This is a genomic window from Bradyrhizobium sp. LLZ17, assembly GCF_041200145.1.
In the GTDB taxonomy this organism is placed as follows: domain Bacteria; phylum Pseudomonadota; class Alphaproteobacteria; order Rhizobiales; family Xanthobacteraceae; genus Bradyrhizobium.
On record NZ_CP165734.1, the window covers coordinates 5,313,037 to 5,326,914 of the forward strand.

Sequence of the window (13,878 nt, forward strand, 5' to 3'; positions counted from 1 at the left end):
GGGCGAGGGCGAACAAGCGTCAGCCCACCACCTTGCTGCTTCCCTGCGTGATCAACCGCGCGGCGCGCTGGTCGCGGGCGTAGATCCAGAGCCAGCTCAGCGCGACGCTGAGCCGGTGGCGCAGGCCGATCAGGAAGTAGATGTGGGCGATGCCCCAGATCCACCATGCGATCGTGCCGCGCAGCTTGATGCGGCCGAAGTCGATCACCGCAAGCCGCTTGCCGATCTGCGCGAGGCTGCCGGCGTGCTTGTAGCGGAATGGCCCTGCGTTCTCTCCGCGCAGGCGTGCCTTGATGCTCTCGGCGACATGGCGGCCCTCCTGCTTGGCGGCCGGCGCGATGCCGGGCACCGGCTTGCCGTTCCAGGCGTTGATGGTCACGGTATCGCCGATCGCAAAGATCTCTGGATGGCCCGGGATGGTCAGGTCGGGCTCGACCTCGACGCGCCCGGCGCGATCGGCCGGCACGCCGAGCCATTCGGCGGCGGGCGAGGCGCGAACGCCGGCGGCCCAGATCTTGGTCTTCGCGTTCAGGCGCTGGCCGCCATAGACCACGCCGTCGCGGTCGATCTCGGTGACCGCCTGGCCCAGCACGACCTCGACGCCGATCTTTTCCAGTGACGCCTGCGCATAGGCCGAGAGCTCGTCGGCAAAGCCGGCGAGCACGCGCGGGCCTGCCTCGATCAGCACCACACGGGCTTTTCGCGTGTCGATGTTGCGGAAATCGTCGGGCAATGTGTGATGCGCCATCTCGGCGATGGTGCCGGCGAGCTCAACCCCAGTCGGGCCTGCGCCGACGATGACGAAGGTCAGCCGCGCCGCGCGTCGCGCTGGATCGGTCTCGCGCTCCGCGCGCTCGAACGCCACCAGGATGTGACGGCGCAAAGTCGTCGCATCCTCCAGCGTCTTCAGCCCGGGCGCGAACTGCTCCCATTCGTCATGGCCGAAATAGGCATGGTGCGCGCCGGTCGCGAGCACCAGCGTGTCGTATGGCACCTCGCTGCCGTCATCGAGCAGCACAGCGCGCCTGCCGGCATCGACGCCGCTCACTGTCGCAAACAGCGTCGTCACGTCGCGCCGGTCGCGCATGAGATGGCGCACCGGCCAGGCAATCTCGCTGGTCGCAAGCGAGGCCGTTGCCACCTGATAGAGGAGCGGTTGAAACAAATGATGGTTGCGGCGATCGATCAGCGTGATCGCGACCGGGCTGCCGGCGAGCCGGTAGGTCGTCTCCAGCCCGCCGAAGCCGGCGCCGACGATAACGACGCGATGGGGTGTCGTGGTCATGGAAGCTGCCCTCGGGTCTGACGAGACATTCTCGCCCATCATTTAAGTGCGGAAACTGGTCCGCGGTCCAATAGCCGTCATCAATGGTGGAATAGGCGATGGTATCGACGCCCGCGGAAAAGCGCCGCAGGCGCCGCCGAAGGGAGTAGAACTATAGTTCTTGCCATTAACGATCAGGGCGAATTATGGTGCAGGGCAGGGGCCGAGGCCATTGGCGGCTCGACAGATTTTGCGCTCTAAAGAGACCAGTCCGGGGCGGCGATCACCCCGCTTCCGGGACAAAGAGAATTGAGGAGGGGAGTGGTTATGAGGACAGCATTCTGGCTGGCGGGCGCAGCTGCGCTGACGCTGGCAAGTCCGGCTTTCGCCGGCGACACCATCAAGATCGGTTTCGTATCGACCTTCAGCGGCCCGACCGCCGTGATCGGCAACGACATGCGCAACTCGTTCGAGCTCGCGCTGGACCATCTCGGGCGCAAGATGGACGGCAAGCCGGTCGAGGTGATCTACGAGGACGACGGGCAGAAGCCTGATGTCGGCAAGCAGAAGACCGAGAAGCTGGTGCAGTCCGACAAGGTTGATTTCATCGTCGGCTACATCTGGTCGAACGTGCTGCTCGCCTCGCTCAAGACCGCGGTGGATTCGCAGACCTTCATGATCTCGGCCAATGCCGGCCCGTCGCAGCTCGCGGGCGAGCTCTGCAGCCCTTACGTGTTCTCGACCTCCTGGCAGAACGACCAGACGCCGGCCGCGATGGGCCTCTACATGAACGCGAATGGCGTCAAGAGCGTGTTCCTGATCGGCCCGAACTACGCCGCAGGCAAGGACATGCTCTCGGGCGTCAAGAGCACTTTCAAGGGCGAGATCAAGGGCGAGGAATATACGGTCTGGCCGAGCCAGCTCGACTTCTCGGCCGAGCTGGCGAAAGCCCGCGCCTCCGGCGCCGAATCGATCTTCGTGTTCTATCCCGGTGCGGCCGGCGCACAATTCCTCAATCAATATGTCCAGGCCGGCATGAAGACCACCATGCCGCTCTACACCGCCTTCACCGTCGACGAGACGACGTTGCCGTTGCAGAAGGAGAATGCGTTCGGGGTGCCCGGTGCGCAGGAGTGGGTGAACGATCTCCCGAACGAGCAGAACAAGAAGTTCGTCGCCGACTACCGCAAGAAATATCCGGGCGCCAGGCCGAGCTATTACGGCGCGCAGGCCTATGACGCGGCGCAGCTGATCAACAGCGCGGTGGTCGCAGTCGGCGGCGACACCAGCAAGAAGGATGCGATGAAGGCCGAGATGGAGAAGGCCAACTTCAAGTCACTGCGCGGCGCCTTCAAATACGGCAACAACCACATCCCGATCCAGAACTTCTATCTGCAGGACGTGGTGAAGGGTGCCGGCGGCGAGCTCTCGCTGAAGACCGCCGCCACCATCGTCACCGACGACCAGGACCGCTTCCACGACAAGTGCCCGATGAAGTGAGCTGAGTCAGCCACCAGTGACGTAGCCCCTTCTCCCCTTGTGGGAGAAGGTGGCGCGAAGCGCCGGATGAGGGGGTCTATCGGCGGCGTGACTGATGTTGAGGTGTACGCGGAGAAAACCCCTCACCCGTCTCGCCGCCACGCGGCGAGCCACCCTCTCCCACAAGGGGAGAGGGTAAGAGCACCTACACCCGCGGCATGCTCACCGGCCCGACCTCGCGGGCTTGCGCTGCGAGCCGAATCCCGGCATTCGCGGCGCCAAATCCCTGATAATTCCTTCGCTCGACGATCTCGAAGAAAAACCGTTCGTCGAAGATGTGGGTGTAGACCTGGAAGAATTCGCCGTCGCCCTCGCGGTCGTAGAGGATGTGGTTGGTGCGAAGTTGCGCCATCCGTTCGGGGGCCAGATCGTACTTGGCTTCGATGTCGTCGTAATAATTGTCCGGAATATCCAGGAAGTCCGCGCCGCGGGCGCGCATCGCGGCGACCGTCGCGAAGATGTCCTTGCATGTGAACGCGATGTGCTGGACGCCTGAGCCGAAAAACTCCGAGATGAAGCGCGCCGGCAGCGTGCGGTTGGCGGAGGAGCCGTTGAGCACGAAGCGCAGGCTCTGGTCGCCGTTGGTCACGGCCTGGCTCTGCACCAGCCCCCTTGGATCGGCGATCTCCATCTGCGGTAACCGCCTCAGGTCGAGAATGCCGGTGTAGAACAACAGCCAGGACAGCATCTCGTCATACGGCATCGACTGCGCGATGTGATCGACGGCGAGCAGGGCGTCGGCCGCGGCGTCGCTTGCGACCGGCTCGAAATCCGTGTCCCAGTTCCTGCCGGCATGGTCCAGGAAATAGAGAAGACTGCCGCCGACGCCGTGGATCGCCGGAATTTCCAGCTCGCCCGGCCCGACCGGCTGGTAGAAGGTGCGCGCCTTCAGCGTCTCGGCGCGCTGCATGGCGCGGGATGCATCGTCGACGTCGAGCGCGATGGCGCAGACGCCGGGGCCATGCGTGACGTAATGCGAATGTGCAAAGCCGTCGGTCTCGGAATTGATCACGAGCTCGACCTTGCCCTGTGACCAGCGCTCCACCGCCTTGCTGCGGTGCTTGCCGGTCTTGCGAAAACCGAGCTGTGAGAACAGGCGGGCGAGCTCGCCGGCCTTGGCCTCGTTCACCGCAAATTCGATGAAGCCGGTGCCACGGCTCTTCGCCTTCGGCGCCAGCGGCTCGCCGACGCGCTTCGGCCAATCCGGTGCAAGCTGGTCCTCCAGCAGGATCAGCGAGCGCAGGCCGTCCACCGCGGTTTGCGCGGTGGAGCCGGCGCGAAACTGGTCGTTGAAGATTTCCAGCGACAGCGGGCCGGCATAGCCGGTCGCCGCGATCGCCCGCATGAACTCGCCGATCGGCAGGTCGCCCTGACCGGGGAAGGAGCGGAAGTGCCGGCTCCACGACAGGATATCGAGCTCCAGTTTCGGGGCGTCGGCAAGCTGGACCAGAAAGATCTTGTCACCCGGGATCGAGGCCATCGCGCGGGTGGGAAAACCCGGTGCCAGCGCATGAAAACTGTCGAGGATGATTCCGATCGCCGGATGATCGGCCCGCCGCACGATTTCCCAGGCGTCACGGTAGTCGTTGACATGCCGTCCCCAGGCCAGCGCCTCGTAGCCGACGCGCAAGCCACGCTTGGCCGCGCTGTCGCCGAGCTCGCGGAAATCGTCCGCGGCGCGGTCGATGCCGCCGAGCGAGTGAGGTGAGACATTGGAGCAGATCAGCAGCAGATCGGTGCCAAGCTCCTGCATCAAATCGAACTTGCGCTCGGCGCGGGCAAAATTGCGCGTCCGCTGCGGCTCCGGCATGCCTTCGAAATCCCGGAACGGCTGGAACGCGCAGATCTCCAGATTGAGATCGCGGCAGAGCTTTGCGATGTCGCGCGGACCTGCGCCGAACGACAGCAGGTCGTTCTCGAAGATTTCGACGGCCTCGAAGCCGGCGGATGCGGCGGCGCGGAGCTTTTCGTCCAGCGCGCCGGAGAGAGACGGTCGCGATCGAGCGCTTGTTCATGCTGCGTTGTCCTCCATGGCGCCACCCAGGAATAATTGGCCGATGCGTGGATCGTTCAGGATGCGCTTGGCGCCGTCGAACATGCGGGTCTGGCCGAGTTCGAGCACGATGCCGAAATCGGAGATCTCCAGTGCCGAGCGCGCGTTCTGCTCGATCATCAAAATGGTGACGCCGCCGTCGCGCAAGCGTTTGAGGATGTCAAAGGTCTGCTGCACCATCAGCGGTGACAGGCCAATCGAGGGCTCGTCGATCAGCACGAGCTTCGGTTCGAGCAGCAGCGAGCGCGCGATCTCGAGCTGCTTCTGCTCGCCGCCCGACAGCGTCGAGGCCTGCTGCGTGGACTTGCGGCGAAGCGCCGGAAACAGGTCGAGCGCGGCTTCGATCCGCCTCGGCAGGTCGATGCCCTTGCCCGCGGCGACGCCGCCGAGCTCGATATTGTGGCGGACCGAGAGCTCGGGAAAGATGTTGCGGCCCTGCGGCACGTAGCAGATGCCGGCATTGAGCAGTGCGCGCTGGCTCAAATTCGTAATGTCGCGGCCTGCAAAAATGATGTTGCCCTCGCGCAGCTTCAACAGGCCGAAGATCGCCTTGAACACCGTCGACTTGCCGGCGCCGTTGGGGCCGATGATGGTGGTGATCGTGGCCTGCGGCACGGCGAAACTCGTGCCGTTCAGGATCGTCATCTTACCGTAGCCGCCGACGAGGTTTTGAACCGAGAGGATCGTGTTGCACATGCTCCCGCTCTCCCTAATGTCCGAGATAGGCTTCGATCACGGCGGGGTTGTTGCGGACCTCGTCCGGCCGTCCCATCGCCAGCACCTTGCCCTCCGCCATCACCATCACGCGCGAGCACAGCGACATCACGAACTCCATGTTGTGCTCGATCACGACGAAGGTGGCGTTCTTCTCGCGGTTGATCGCGACCAGTCGTTCCTTGAGATCTGTCAGCATCGAGGGATTGACCCCGCCGGCGGGCTCGTCGAGCAACACCAGGCGCGGCCCACCCATGAAGGCCATGGCCGCATCGAGCAATTTTTGCTGGCCGTAGGAAAGAGCGCCGGCCGGCTCGGCGGCGAGGTGGTCGAGCTTGAAGAAGCCGATCATCTGGTTGGCGATATCGGTCAGCCCGGCGTCGGAGCGACCGACCAGGCGCGAAGCCATGTTGCCCTGGTGCTCCTGCCCGGCGAGGATCAGGTTCTCGCGCACCGAGAGTTTTGGAAAGACCTGCAACAGCTGGAAGGTGCGGCTGACGCCGAGCTTGTTGAGCTCGGCGGGGCGCAAGCCCGTGACCACCTTGCCGTCGAGCTTGACCTCGCCGCCGCTCGGCGTGAGCTGGCCGAGAATGCAGTTGAACAAGGTGGACTTGCCGCAGCCGTTCGGTCCGATCAGGCCGAGGATCTCGCCTTCGCGGACGTCGAAGGAGACGCCGTCGACCGCGGTGATGCCGCCAAAGCTCTTCTTGATGTCGGTGACTTCGAGCACCGCGGTCATTGCACCGTCTCCATTCGGGACTTTGCGACGGCGCGCAACGCGGATGCGGCCTTGGTGCGGCGCTCGGCGAGATAGCGGTCGAGGATTCCCAGGATGCCGGTCGGCGACCAGATCAGGAGCAGCATCACCGCGACCGCGTAGAGCATCAAATAATAGCCCTCCGTGAAGCGCAGCCATTCCGGCAGCAGCACTGCGATCATCGCGCCGAGGAACGGGCCGAAGTAAAAGCCGGCGCCGCCGACGATCACCATCATCAGGAGGTCGAGCGAGAGCGACAGGTTGAACGGCACCGGATCGATATATTGCGTCAGCGGCGCGTAGAGTGCGCCGGCGATACCGCCCAGCGCCGAGCCGATCGCGAACGCCATCAGCGTGTAGCGCCTTGTGTCGATTCCGAGCGATTGCGCGCGCAGCGGATTTTCGCGCAGCGCCAGGAAGGCGCGGCCCCACGGCGAGCGGATCAACCACCACACCGCCAGCGACACGATCGCGAGCGAGCCGAGGCAGAGATAGTAGAAGGGCAGCGGCTTGTTGGTCGCGATCCCGAAGATGTGCGGCCGCGGAATATTGGAGATGCCGTAGATACCGCCGGTCAGCCAGCTCTCGTTGCGGAACACCAGGAAGGCGAGCGTCGAGAAGGCCAGCGTGACGAAGGCAAGGTAATGGTGTTGCACGCGTAGCGCGGGGTAGCCGAGGACCCAGCCGACTGCGAAGCTCAAGGCAATGGCGACCACAATCGCGGCCGGCAGCGGCCAGCCATGCGTGGTCATGATTGCCGCCGCATAGGCACCGATGCCGACGAAGGCGCCTTGCGCCAGCGAAACCTGACCGGCATAGCCGAGCGTGAGGTTGAGCCCCATCGCGGCGATCGTCATCACCGCCCACTGGCTCAGGATGAACAGGCCGTAGCGGTTGAAGTTCATGGGCACGATGATCAGGCCGGCGATAACGGCGAGCCCGAGCGCGACCTTGAGAGGCTTGGCAAAGCCGGTCATACCGTGCGCTCCTCGGCGCGGCCGAGCAAGCCTTGCGGCCGGAACAGGATGACGAGGATCAGGAAGATCAACGGCACCGCCGCGCGATACTGCGTCGAGACATAGGACGCCGCGAGATTGTCGAGCACGCCGATCAGCAGGCCGCCGACGATCGCGCCGCGCACCTGGTTGAAGCCGCCGACGATCGCCGCGATGAAAGCGGCCTGGCCCAGCACCTCGCCCGAAGCGAATTTTGCCAGGTAAATCGGCGTGATCAGCAGCGAAGCCAGCGCCACCAGGACAGCGTTGATCAGGAAGGTCAGCAGAATCATGCGCTCGACCGGCACGCCGATGATGCGCGCCACCGTCGGGTTTTGCGCCGCCGCCTGCATCTGGTGGCCGAGCGAGGTGCGATTCAGCAGCATGGTCAGGCCGAGCACGGCGAGGATGGCGAGGGCAAGCACGCTGATGCTTTGCAGCGAGACAACATGGCCGAGGACCGAGATGTCGCCGGTCGGCACGATCGAGGGGAACGGCGAGGCCTCCGCGCTGAAGAACTGCTTCACGGCCTCCTTGATGCCGATCGCCAGCGCCATGGTCGCGATCGCGAGCGGCAGCACGCCGTGGCGCATCATCGGATCGACCAGCAGCATCTTGAAGGCGAGGCCGAGCAGGATCATCGAGAGCAGGATGCCGAGGATGATCGCGAGCCAGAACGGCGCGCCGGCATGCATCGCTGCCAGCATCAGGAACGCCGGCAGCATCACGAACTCGCCTTGTGCGAAATTGATGGTCTGTGAGGTCTGCCACAACAGTGTGAAGCCGACCGCGACCAGCGCATAGATCGCGCCAGTGGCAAGTCCCGCGACCAGAAGATCGAACAGATTGGACATGGGTTCTCTTTGATCGTCAGCGCCCGAGTGAACTGGATCGACACGAATTCAGATCTATCGCTCCCTCTCCCCGCGAAGGGCGGGGAGAGGGAGGAAGAGAGCCTCACTTCAGCTTCGGTAGCACCTGCTTCACCACTTGCTTGCCTTCGACCACCTCGACCAGAAAGCTCTGGCGATCGATGTCGCCATTCTGGTCGAAGGTGACGTCCATCAGAATGCCCGGCTCGTCCGCGGCCTTGATGGTCAGGCCGTGCAGCGTGTCGGCAAAGGCTTTGGAATCGACCTTGCCCATCTTCTCGGTGGTGGCCTTGACCATGTAGACGGCGAGGTAGCCCTTCAGCCCGTTGTGGTCGGGCACGTAATTGTACTTCTTCGCAAACCTGTCGCGGAACGCCTTGATGAGGTCGACCGGCGCGTCGGTGGTGAGGCCGACATGGCCGCGCGCCCCGTTGGCGGCGTCGCCCGCAAGCTCGATCACCTTCTGGCCGATCAGCGTGGTCTCGCCCATCAGCGGCGCGGTGACGCCCTGGCGTTTCAGCTCCTTGAGGATGCGCGCGCTCTCTTCCTCGTTGAGATAGACGAACACGGCATCGGGATTGGCGGCCTTGATCTTGCCGACGTCGGCAGCGAAATCGGCCTGGCCTGCCTCGGTCGAGAGATCGGCGACCACCTTGGAGCCGAGCCTGTCGAGCTCCTTGATCACGACGTCGCGTCCGCCGCGGCCGAAATCATTGTTGACCCAGACCACCGCGACCGTCTTCGCCTTCATGTCGTCGTGGATGTACTTTGCGACTTTCGGCATCGAGGATTGCTGGCCGAACGAGGTGCGGAACAGGAATTTGTTTCCGGCCTGCGTCAGCTCGGCGGCTTCGCCGCCCATGATCTGCGTGATGCCGGCTTCGGCCGCGAGCGGCGCGGTCACTTTCACCGAGCCGGAATAGCCGGGTCCGAGCAGCACGTAGGGCTCGGCATCGAGCGCCTTCTGCACCTGGGCGCGAGCGACGCCCGGGTTGGATTGCGAGTCGGCGTGGGTGACCTCGAGCTTGCGGCCGAGCACGCCGCCCTTGGCGTTGATCTCCTCGATCGCGAGGTCGATGCCGTTCTTCCAGTTGGTGCCGACGGTGGCGCCGCCGCCCGAGAGCTCGGCGACGTCGGCGAGCTTGATGGCCTGGGCGTGGGCGCTGGTTGCGGCGGCGAAGGCAAGCAGGGCGCCTGCCAGTAGTGTGGATTTCATCTCATTCCTCCTTGGTTTCTTCAGTTTTGTCGACGGCCTTGTGTCCGGCCGCTTAGGTTACGCTGCGTTGTAAGTCGAGCTTCGCTGCGCCATGACGCCGTCAAAAGCCTCTCCCATGACCTCCGTGGAAGGTGCAAGCCCGGTGAACAGCTCGAAGGCATCGGCGGCCTGGTAGATCGCAAGCTCGCGCCCGGTCATGATCCGCGCGCCCATCCCTTGCGCTGCGGCGAGCAGCGGCGTGATCAGCGGCGAATAGACGGCATCGGCAACCCACAGGTTTTCGCGCAGAAGCGCCGGCGGGACCGGGATGTCCCGGTTCGGCAGCATGCCGACCGGCGTGCCGTTGACGAGGCCGGTTGCCCCGTCGAGCGCGTCCTCGACGCTTCCGGCCACCCTCGCGCCGCCATGCCGGGTCAGCAGCGCGGCGAGTTTCTCGGCCCGCGCCGGCTCGCTGTCGAAGATGCGGAGGTCAGACACATTCAGGCTCGCCAGTGCAAAGGCGATCGCCTTGCCGACGCCGCCGGTACCAATCACGGCCACCGCATTTCCGGAAGGAGCCAGCAGCGGCTTGACGGCGCGCGCAAAGCCGGTGGTATCGGTATTGTGGCCGATCAGCCGGCCGTTCTTGACGACGACGGTGTTGACTGCGGCCATGGTGGCCGCGGTCGTGGCCAACTCGTCGAGCAGCGGGACCACCGCCTCCTTGTAAGGAAAGGTGACGTTGACGCCCGCAAAGCCGAGCCGCCGCACGCCCTCGAGCATCATGCGGAGCCCGGCGGCGTCAGCTCCGGCAACCTCGATGAGCTGGTAGTGGCCGCGCAGCCCGAGCGCCTCGGCGGCGCGCTCGTGCATGGCGGGAGAGGCGGAATGGGCGATCGGGGCGCCGATCAGGCCGGTCAGGAGTTTCTTGGATGCGGCAGGTCCGCGCTTTGACATTGATCCACTATCGCTTGATGATGAGCGTTGATTTCCGGCCATTAGCCGCCAAATTCGTGCAATTCCAAGGGGAACGATAGACTTTCCCCCGCCTAACACAAATTACCCATTTGTCTGGCAAACCTAACCTGATGTTATTTCTTGCGTCCGCGTGTTGAAGCGCTCTTGCCGTTGCTACGGGACGGTTCGACCGCGCGCATTTCGGCGCGCAGGGATTCGATGAAATACTCGACATGGAGCGACAGCGGCGCGCCGCGCTTCACCGCAATATAGGTGTCGAACCGCGTCGGCTCGGTGATCTTCAGTAGCTCGATCCCGGGGTAGCCGCCATGGGCCACCGTGAACTGGTCGATGATGGCGATGCCGAGCCCCGCCTTCACCAGCGCGCACACCGTGGTGCCGAAGCGGGCGCGGATGGTGATGTTGTAGGCGAGCCGGTGGCGCGCGAACATCTCCGCCATGATCCGTCCGTAGGGATCGGTGGGATCGATGCCGATCAGGGGATAGCGGGTGATCTCGGCGGCCGAGACCTGCTTGCGGCCGGCAAGCTCGTGGCCGGGCGGCACGATGCAGTAGAGCTCGCCCGAGGCGAGCGGCATGAAGTCGAGCCCGGAATGTTCGAGCCGGTAGCTCATCGCCACGCACTCGCCGCGGCCGAGCATGAGATAGTCGATGGCCTCCTCGAGCTTGAGGATGTTGATGTCGATGCCGAGATCGGGATAGCGGCGCCGCACCCGTTCGATCGCGCGCGGCACCATCACCTGCGAAATGCTCGGCACCGAGCCGATGCGCAGCTCCGAGAGGCCGCCGCGGCCGATCTTGGAGATGATCTCGGAGAGGTCGTCGACCTTCTTGTAGACGCCGTTGATCTGCTCGAAAATGTTCTCGGCTTCCGGCGTCGGGAAGTAACGTCCGTTCTGGCGCTGGAAGAAGCGGATGCGGAGCGAGCGTTCGGTGTATTTGACCAGACGGCTGATGCCGGGCGCCGACACGTTCAGGAGCTTCGCCGCGCCGCCAATGGTGCCCGTCACCATCACGGCCCGGATCACTTCAACCTGGCGTAGCGTCATCATGTCCTGGACTTCCCGAAAGACGATCGTGGTCGCGATCATGTCACGAGAGAAGCGATGTCATCCAGCGGTAAGTGTGCGTCGAGGTGGACGGAGCGGACGGGATTCATCCGTGTCCCGGAAGCGGAGAATGGAAATCGGCTTCGCGGTTGGATTGTTGTTAGCTTGATCAGGAATTCGAATGCAAAGGAAGTCGCAGCGGCGTGATGCATTCGCACCGTTCGCTTCTGTGAGTAGCTTCAGCTCGCCGGTCCTTCCGGCGACGCGCTGCCCGGCCGCTCGTCGCGCTCGCCTTGCAGCACTTCGCGCGCGAACTCGATGATCTTCTGCTTGTTTGCCGTATCGCGGACGGCAAAAAACACGCGGTTCAATTCCAGACCGAGCACGCTGTTGAGGGCGATGTTCTCGTCTTCCATCGTGGCTTTCCCGCTTCAGGCGCGTAGGTGTAACTTGACGTCACTTCCTCCACAAGTAGTTAAATCCCTGGCGCAGGCGACACGCCGGCAAACTACGGACGCGCGAATTGAGGCAGCCCCCAAAGACGTGCTATACGGAGCGGCGAGGGTCAGGAAACGCACCGATGTCCGCCGTGGATTATGGCCGGGAAGCGCTGGACTTCATCGAAGGGCTGCAGGCCTATCGTATGGTTCCGGACGCAATGAATGCGCTCGAAGGGGCCTTCGGGCGCTTCGGCTTCGAAACCATCATCGTGACGGGATTGCCGAATCCCGATCAGCGGTTCGAGCAGATGGTGCTCGCCAAGCGTTGGCCGGCGGGATGGTTCAGCCTCTACACCGACAAGAATTACGACCGCGTCGACCCGGTGGTGCGGATGTGCCGGCAATCGGTCAACCCGTTTGAGTGGTCGGAAGCACCCTATGATTCCGAGCTCGATCCGGGAGCGGCAGAGGTGATGAACCGCGCCTCCGATTTCCGCATGTCGCGCGGCTTCATCGTCCCGATTCACGGGCTTACCGGATATGAGGCGGCCGTCTCGCTCGGCGGCATCCATCTGGATCTCAACGCCCGCAGCAAGCCGGCCCTGCACCTGATGGCGATGTATGGCTTCGATCACATTCGCCGTCTGCTCGATCGGGCACCGCAGCAGATGGCGCGCCTGACCCCTCGCGAGCGCGAGGTGATCGTCTGGGCCTCGCAAGGCAAGTCGGCCTGGGAGATCGGCGAGATCCTCCACATCACGCAGCGCACGGCAGAGGAGCATCTCGCAACTGCCGCGCGCAAGTTGGGCGCCGTCAACCGTACGCATGCGGTCGCGCTGGCGATACGCCACAAGATCATCAATCCCTAAGCGACGTACTGGGAAATTTCCCAATACCGAGCCTGTCTGTTTTCGCAGAGGCTCCCCCATTGCGGGACGAATGGGGGTTTTCATGATTCATGCAATTTCCGCGGTCAACCGTCACCTTTACGAGGACGTGCTCGATCAGCATTTCCGGTTGCGTCACGACATCTTCGTCGAGGAGCGCCACTGGGAGACGTTGCGCAAGCCGGACGGCCGCGAGATCGACTCCTACGACAACGAGGACACCGTTTATCTGCTTGCGCTGGAGGGCCGCCGCGTCGTTGGCGGCCACCGGCTCTATCCGACGACCAAGCCCTCGATGATGAGCGAGGTGTTCCCGCATCTGGCGGCCGTGCGCGGCTGCCCCGCGGATCCGCTGGTGTGGGAATGGTCGCGCTATTTCGTGGTCCGTGATCGCCGCGATGGCGCGCTCAACCTGCAGCTCATGGCGGCCGTGCAGGAGTTCTGCCTCGGCCAGGGAATCGCGCAGGTCAGTGCGATCATGGAGACCTGGTGGTTGCCGCGCTTCCACGAGGCCGGCTTCGTCGTGACGCCGCTTGGCCTGCCGGCTCTGGTGGAGGGCGCATGGACCATGGCGGCGACCATCGACATCCGCAGCGAGACAGTCGACGCGCTGCACGATCGCGTCGGCATGGTGTCGGTCGTGCGTCAGGACGGCCCGCATCTGGACGCCGTCGCCCGTGCCAACCTCTGCGGTCTTGCCACCGCGCAACGAAAGAGCGCCTGAGATGTCGAACATGATGCGGGACAGCCAGATCATGGCGCAGATCAAGGACGAAAATCTCGGGTATATGTCGGACATGGCGCTCGAGCTGGCGCAGATGGCGGAAGACAGCGGATTGGCAACCCTTGCCTATCTGTTCCGGATGGCGGCGCTGGAGGCCTCGACCGCAAACACCGAGTTCGCCGAGCCGGATGAGTTTCCCCACCAGCTGACGTCGCACTAGAGGCATCCATTATTCTGAACTGGTTCGCACCCTCTCCCGGCGACGGGGAGGGCTATCGCATATGCGTGAGAGTTCGGGGCGATGAAGCTTCCACAGCGTCATGGCCGGCATAGCCGTCCGAAGGACGGCGTCGCTTCCGCTCGCCTACGGGTGTGACAGGCTGACCCACCCGGGCGGCAACATTCTTGCGG

13 protein-coding genes and 1 pseudogene are annotated in these 13,878 nt (G+C 64.0%); 4 read left to right on the plus strand and 10 right to left on the minus strand.

Annotated features, from left to right (window positions below; genetic code table 11):
- Positions 1–19 precede the first annotated feature (19 nt).
- On the minus strand, positions 20–1,285 hold the full coding sequence (locus AB8Z38_RS25515) for an NAD(P)/FAD-dependent oxidoreductase (RefSeq protein ID WP_369720508.1): 1,266 nt from the start codon (positions 1,283–1,285) through the stop codon (positions 20–22).
- A 306-nt stretch (positions 1,286–1,591) separates the two neighbouring features.
- Here AB8Z38_RS25515 and AB8Z38_RS25520 point away from each other — a divergent pair, with 306 nt between their 5' ends.
- Positions 1,592–2,764 carry an ABC transporter substrate-binding protein gene (locus AB8Z38_RS25520; protein ID WP_369720509.1) on the plus strand — a complete coding sequence of 391 codons (1,173 nt, stop codon included), beginning with the start codon at positions 1,592–1,594 and terminating at the stop codon, positions 2,762–2,764.
- A gap of 184 nt (positions 2,765–2,948) precedes the next feature.
- Here the strand turns inward: AB8Z38_RS25520 and AB8Z38_RS25525 are convergent.
- The 9 genes and pseudogenes from AB8Z38_RS25525 to AB8Z38_RS25565 form a co-directional block, all read right to left on the minus strand.
- Positions 2,949–4,818, minus strand: a pseudogene (locus AB8Z38_RS25525) (bifunctional sugar phosphate isomerase/epimerase/4-hydroxyphenylpyruvate dioxygenase family protein).
- The gene (locus AB8Z38_RS25530) at positions 4,815–5,552 is read right to left on the minus strand and encodes an ABC transporter ATP-binding protein (RefSeq protein WP_369720510.1); all 738 of its coding nucleotides are present in this window, start codon (positions 5,550–5,552) and stop codon (positions 4,815–4,817) included. Before AB8Z38_RS25530 ends, AB8Z38_RS25525 begins: the two are co-directional and overlap by 4 nt.
- A 13-nt stretch (positions 5,553–5,565) precedes the next feature.
- A complete protein-coding gene (locus AB8Z38_RS25535; RefSeq protein ID WP_369720511.1) occupies positions 5,566–6,309 on the minus strand; it encodes an ABC transporter ATP-binding protein in 744 nt (247 codons plus the stop codon).
- Entirely contained in the window at positions 6,306–7,304 is a 999-nt protein-coding gene (locus AB8Z38_RS25540; RefSeq protein ID WP_369720512.1) for a branched-chain amino acid ABC transporter permease, read from the minus strand. The genes AB8Z38_RS25535 and AB8Z38_RS25540 overlap by 4 nt, the downstream gene beginning before the upstream one ends.
- Complete coding sequence (locus tag AB8Z38_RS25545) at positions 7,301–8,176, minus strand: branched-chain amino acid ABC transporter permease (protein ID WP_369720513.1); 876 nt, start codon at positions 8,174–8,176, stop codon at positions 7,301–7,303. The genes AB8Z38_RS25540 and AB8Z38_RS25545 overlap by 4 nt, the downstream gene beginning before the upstream one ends.
- A 103-nt stretch (positions 8,177–8,279) precedes the next feature.
- A complete protein-coding gene (locus tag AB8Z38_RS25550) occupies positions 8,280–9,410 on the minus strand; it encodes an ABC transporter substrate-binding protein (RefSeq protein ID WP_369720514.1) in 1,131 nt (376 codons plus the stop codon).
- 57 nt (positions 9,411–9,467) lie between these two features.
- On the minus strand, positions 9,468–10,346 hold the full coding sequence (locus AB8Z38_RS25555) for a shikimate dehydrogenase (RefSeq protein WP_369720515.1): 879 nt from the start codon (positions 10,344–10,346) through the stop codon (positions 9,468–9,470).
- 134 nt (positions 10,347–10,480) lie between these two features.
- Positions 10,481–11,419, minus strand: a complete 939-nt coding sequence (locus AB8Z38_RS25560; RefSeq protein ID WP_369720516.1) for a LysR family transcriptional regulator — start codon at positions 11,417–11,419, stop codon at positions 10,481–10,483.
- A gap of 236 nt (positions 11,420–11,655) precedes the next feature.
- Positions 11,656–11,832 carry a hypothetical protein gene (locus AB8Z38_RS25565; protein WP_369720517.1) on the minus strand — a complete coding sequence of 59 codons (177 nt, stop codon included), beginning with the start codon at positions 11,830–11,832 and terminating at the stop codon, positions 11,656–11,658.
- A gap of 164 nt (positions 11,833–11,996) precedes the next feature.
- Here AB8Z38_RS25565 and AB8Z38_RS25570 point away from each other — a divergent pair, with 164 nt between their 5' ends.
- The 3 genes from AB8Z38_RS25570 (at position 11,997) to AB8Z38_RS25580 (ending at position 13,687) form a co-directional block, all read left to right on the plus strand.
- Positions 11,997–12,725 carry an autoinducer binding domain-containing protein gene (locus AB8Z38_RS25570; protein ID WP_369720518.1) on the plus strand — a complete coding sequence of 243 codons (729 nt, stop codon included), beginning with the start codon at positions 11,997–11,999 and terminating at the stop codon, positions 12,723–12,725.
- Between the two features lie 82 nt (positions 12,726–12,807).
- On the plus strand, positions 12,808–13,467 hold the full coding sequence (locus AB8Z38_RS25575) for an acyl-homoserine-lactone synthase (protein ID WP_369720519.1): 660 nt from the start codon (positions 12,808–12,810) through the stop codon (positions 13,465–13,467).
- A gap of 1 nt (position 13,468) precedes the next feature.
- Positions 13,469–13,687, plus strand: coding sequence for a hypothetical protein (locus AB8Z38_RS25580; protein ID WP_369720520.1), 219 nt, complete (start codon positions 13,469–13,471; stop codon positions 13,685–13,687).
- Positions 13,688–13,878: the final 191 nt, after the last annotated feature.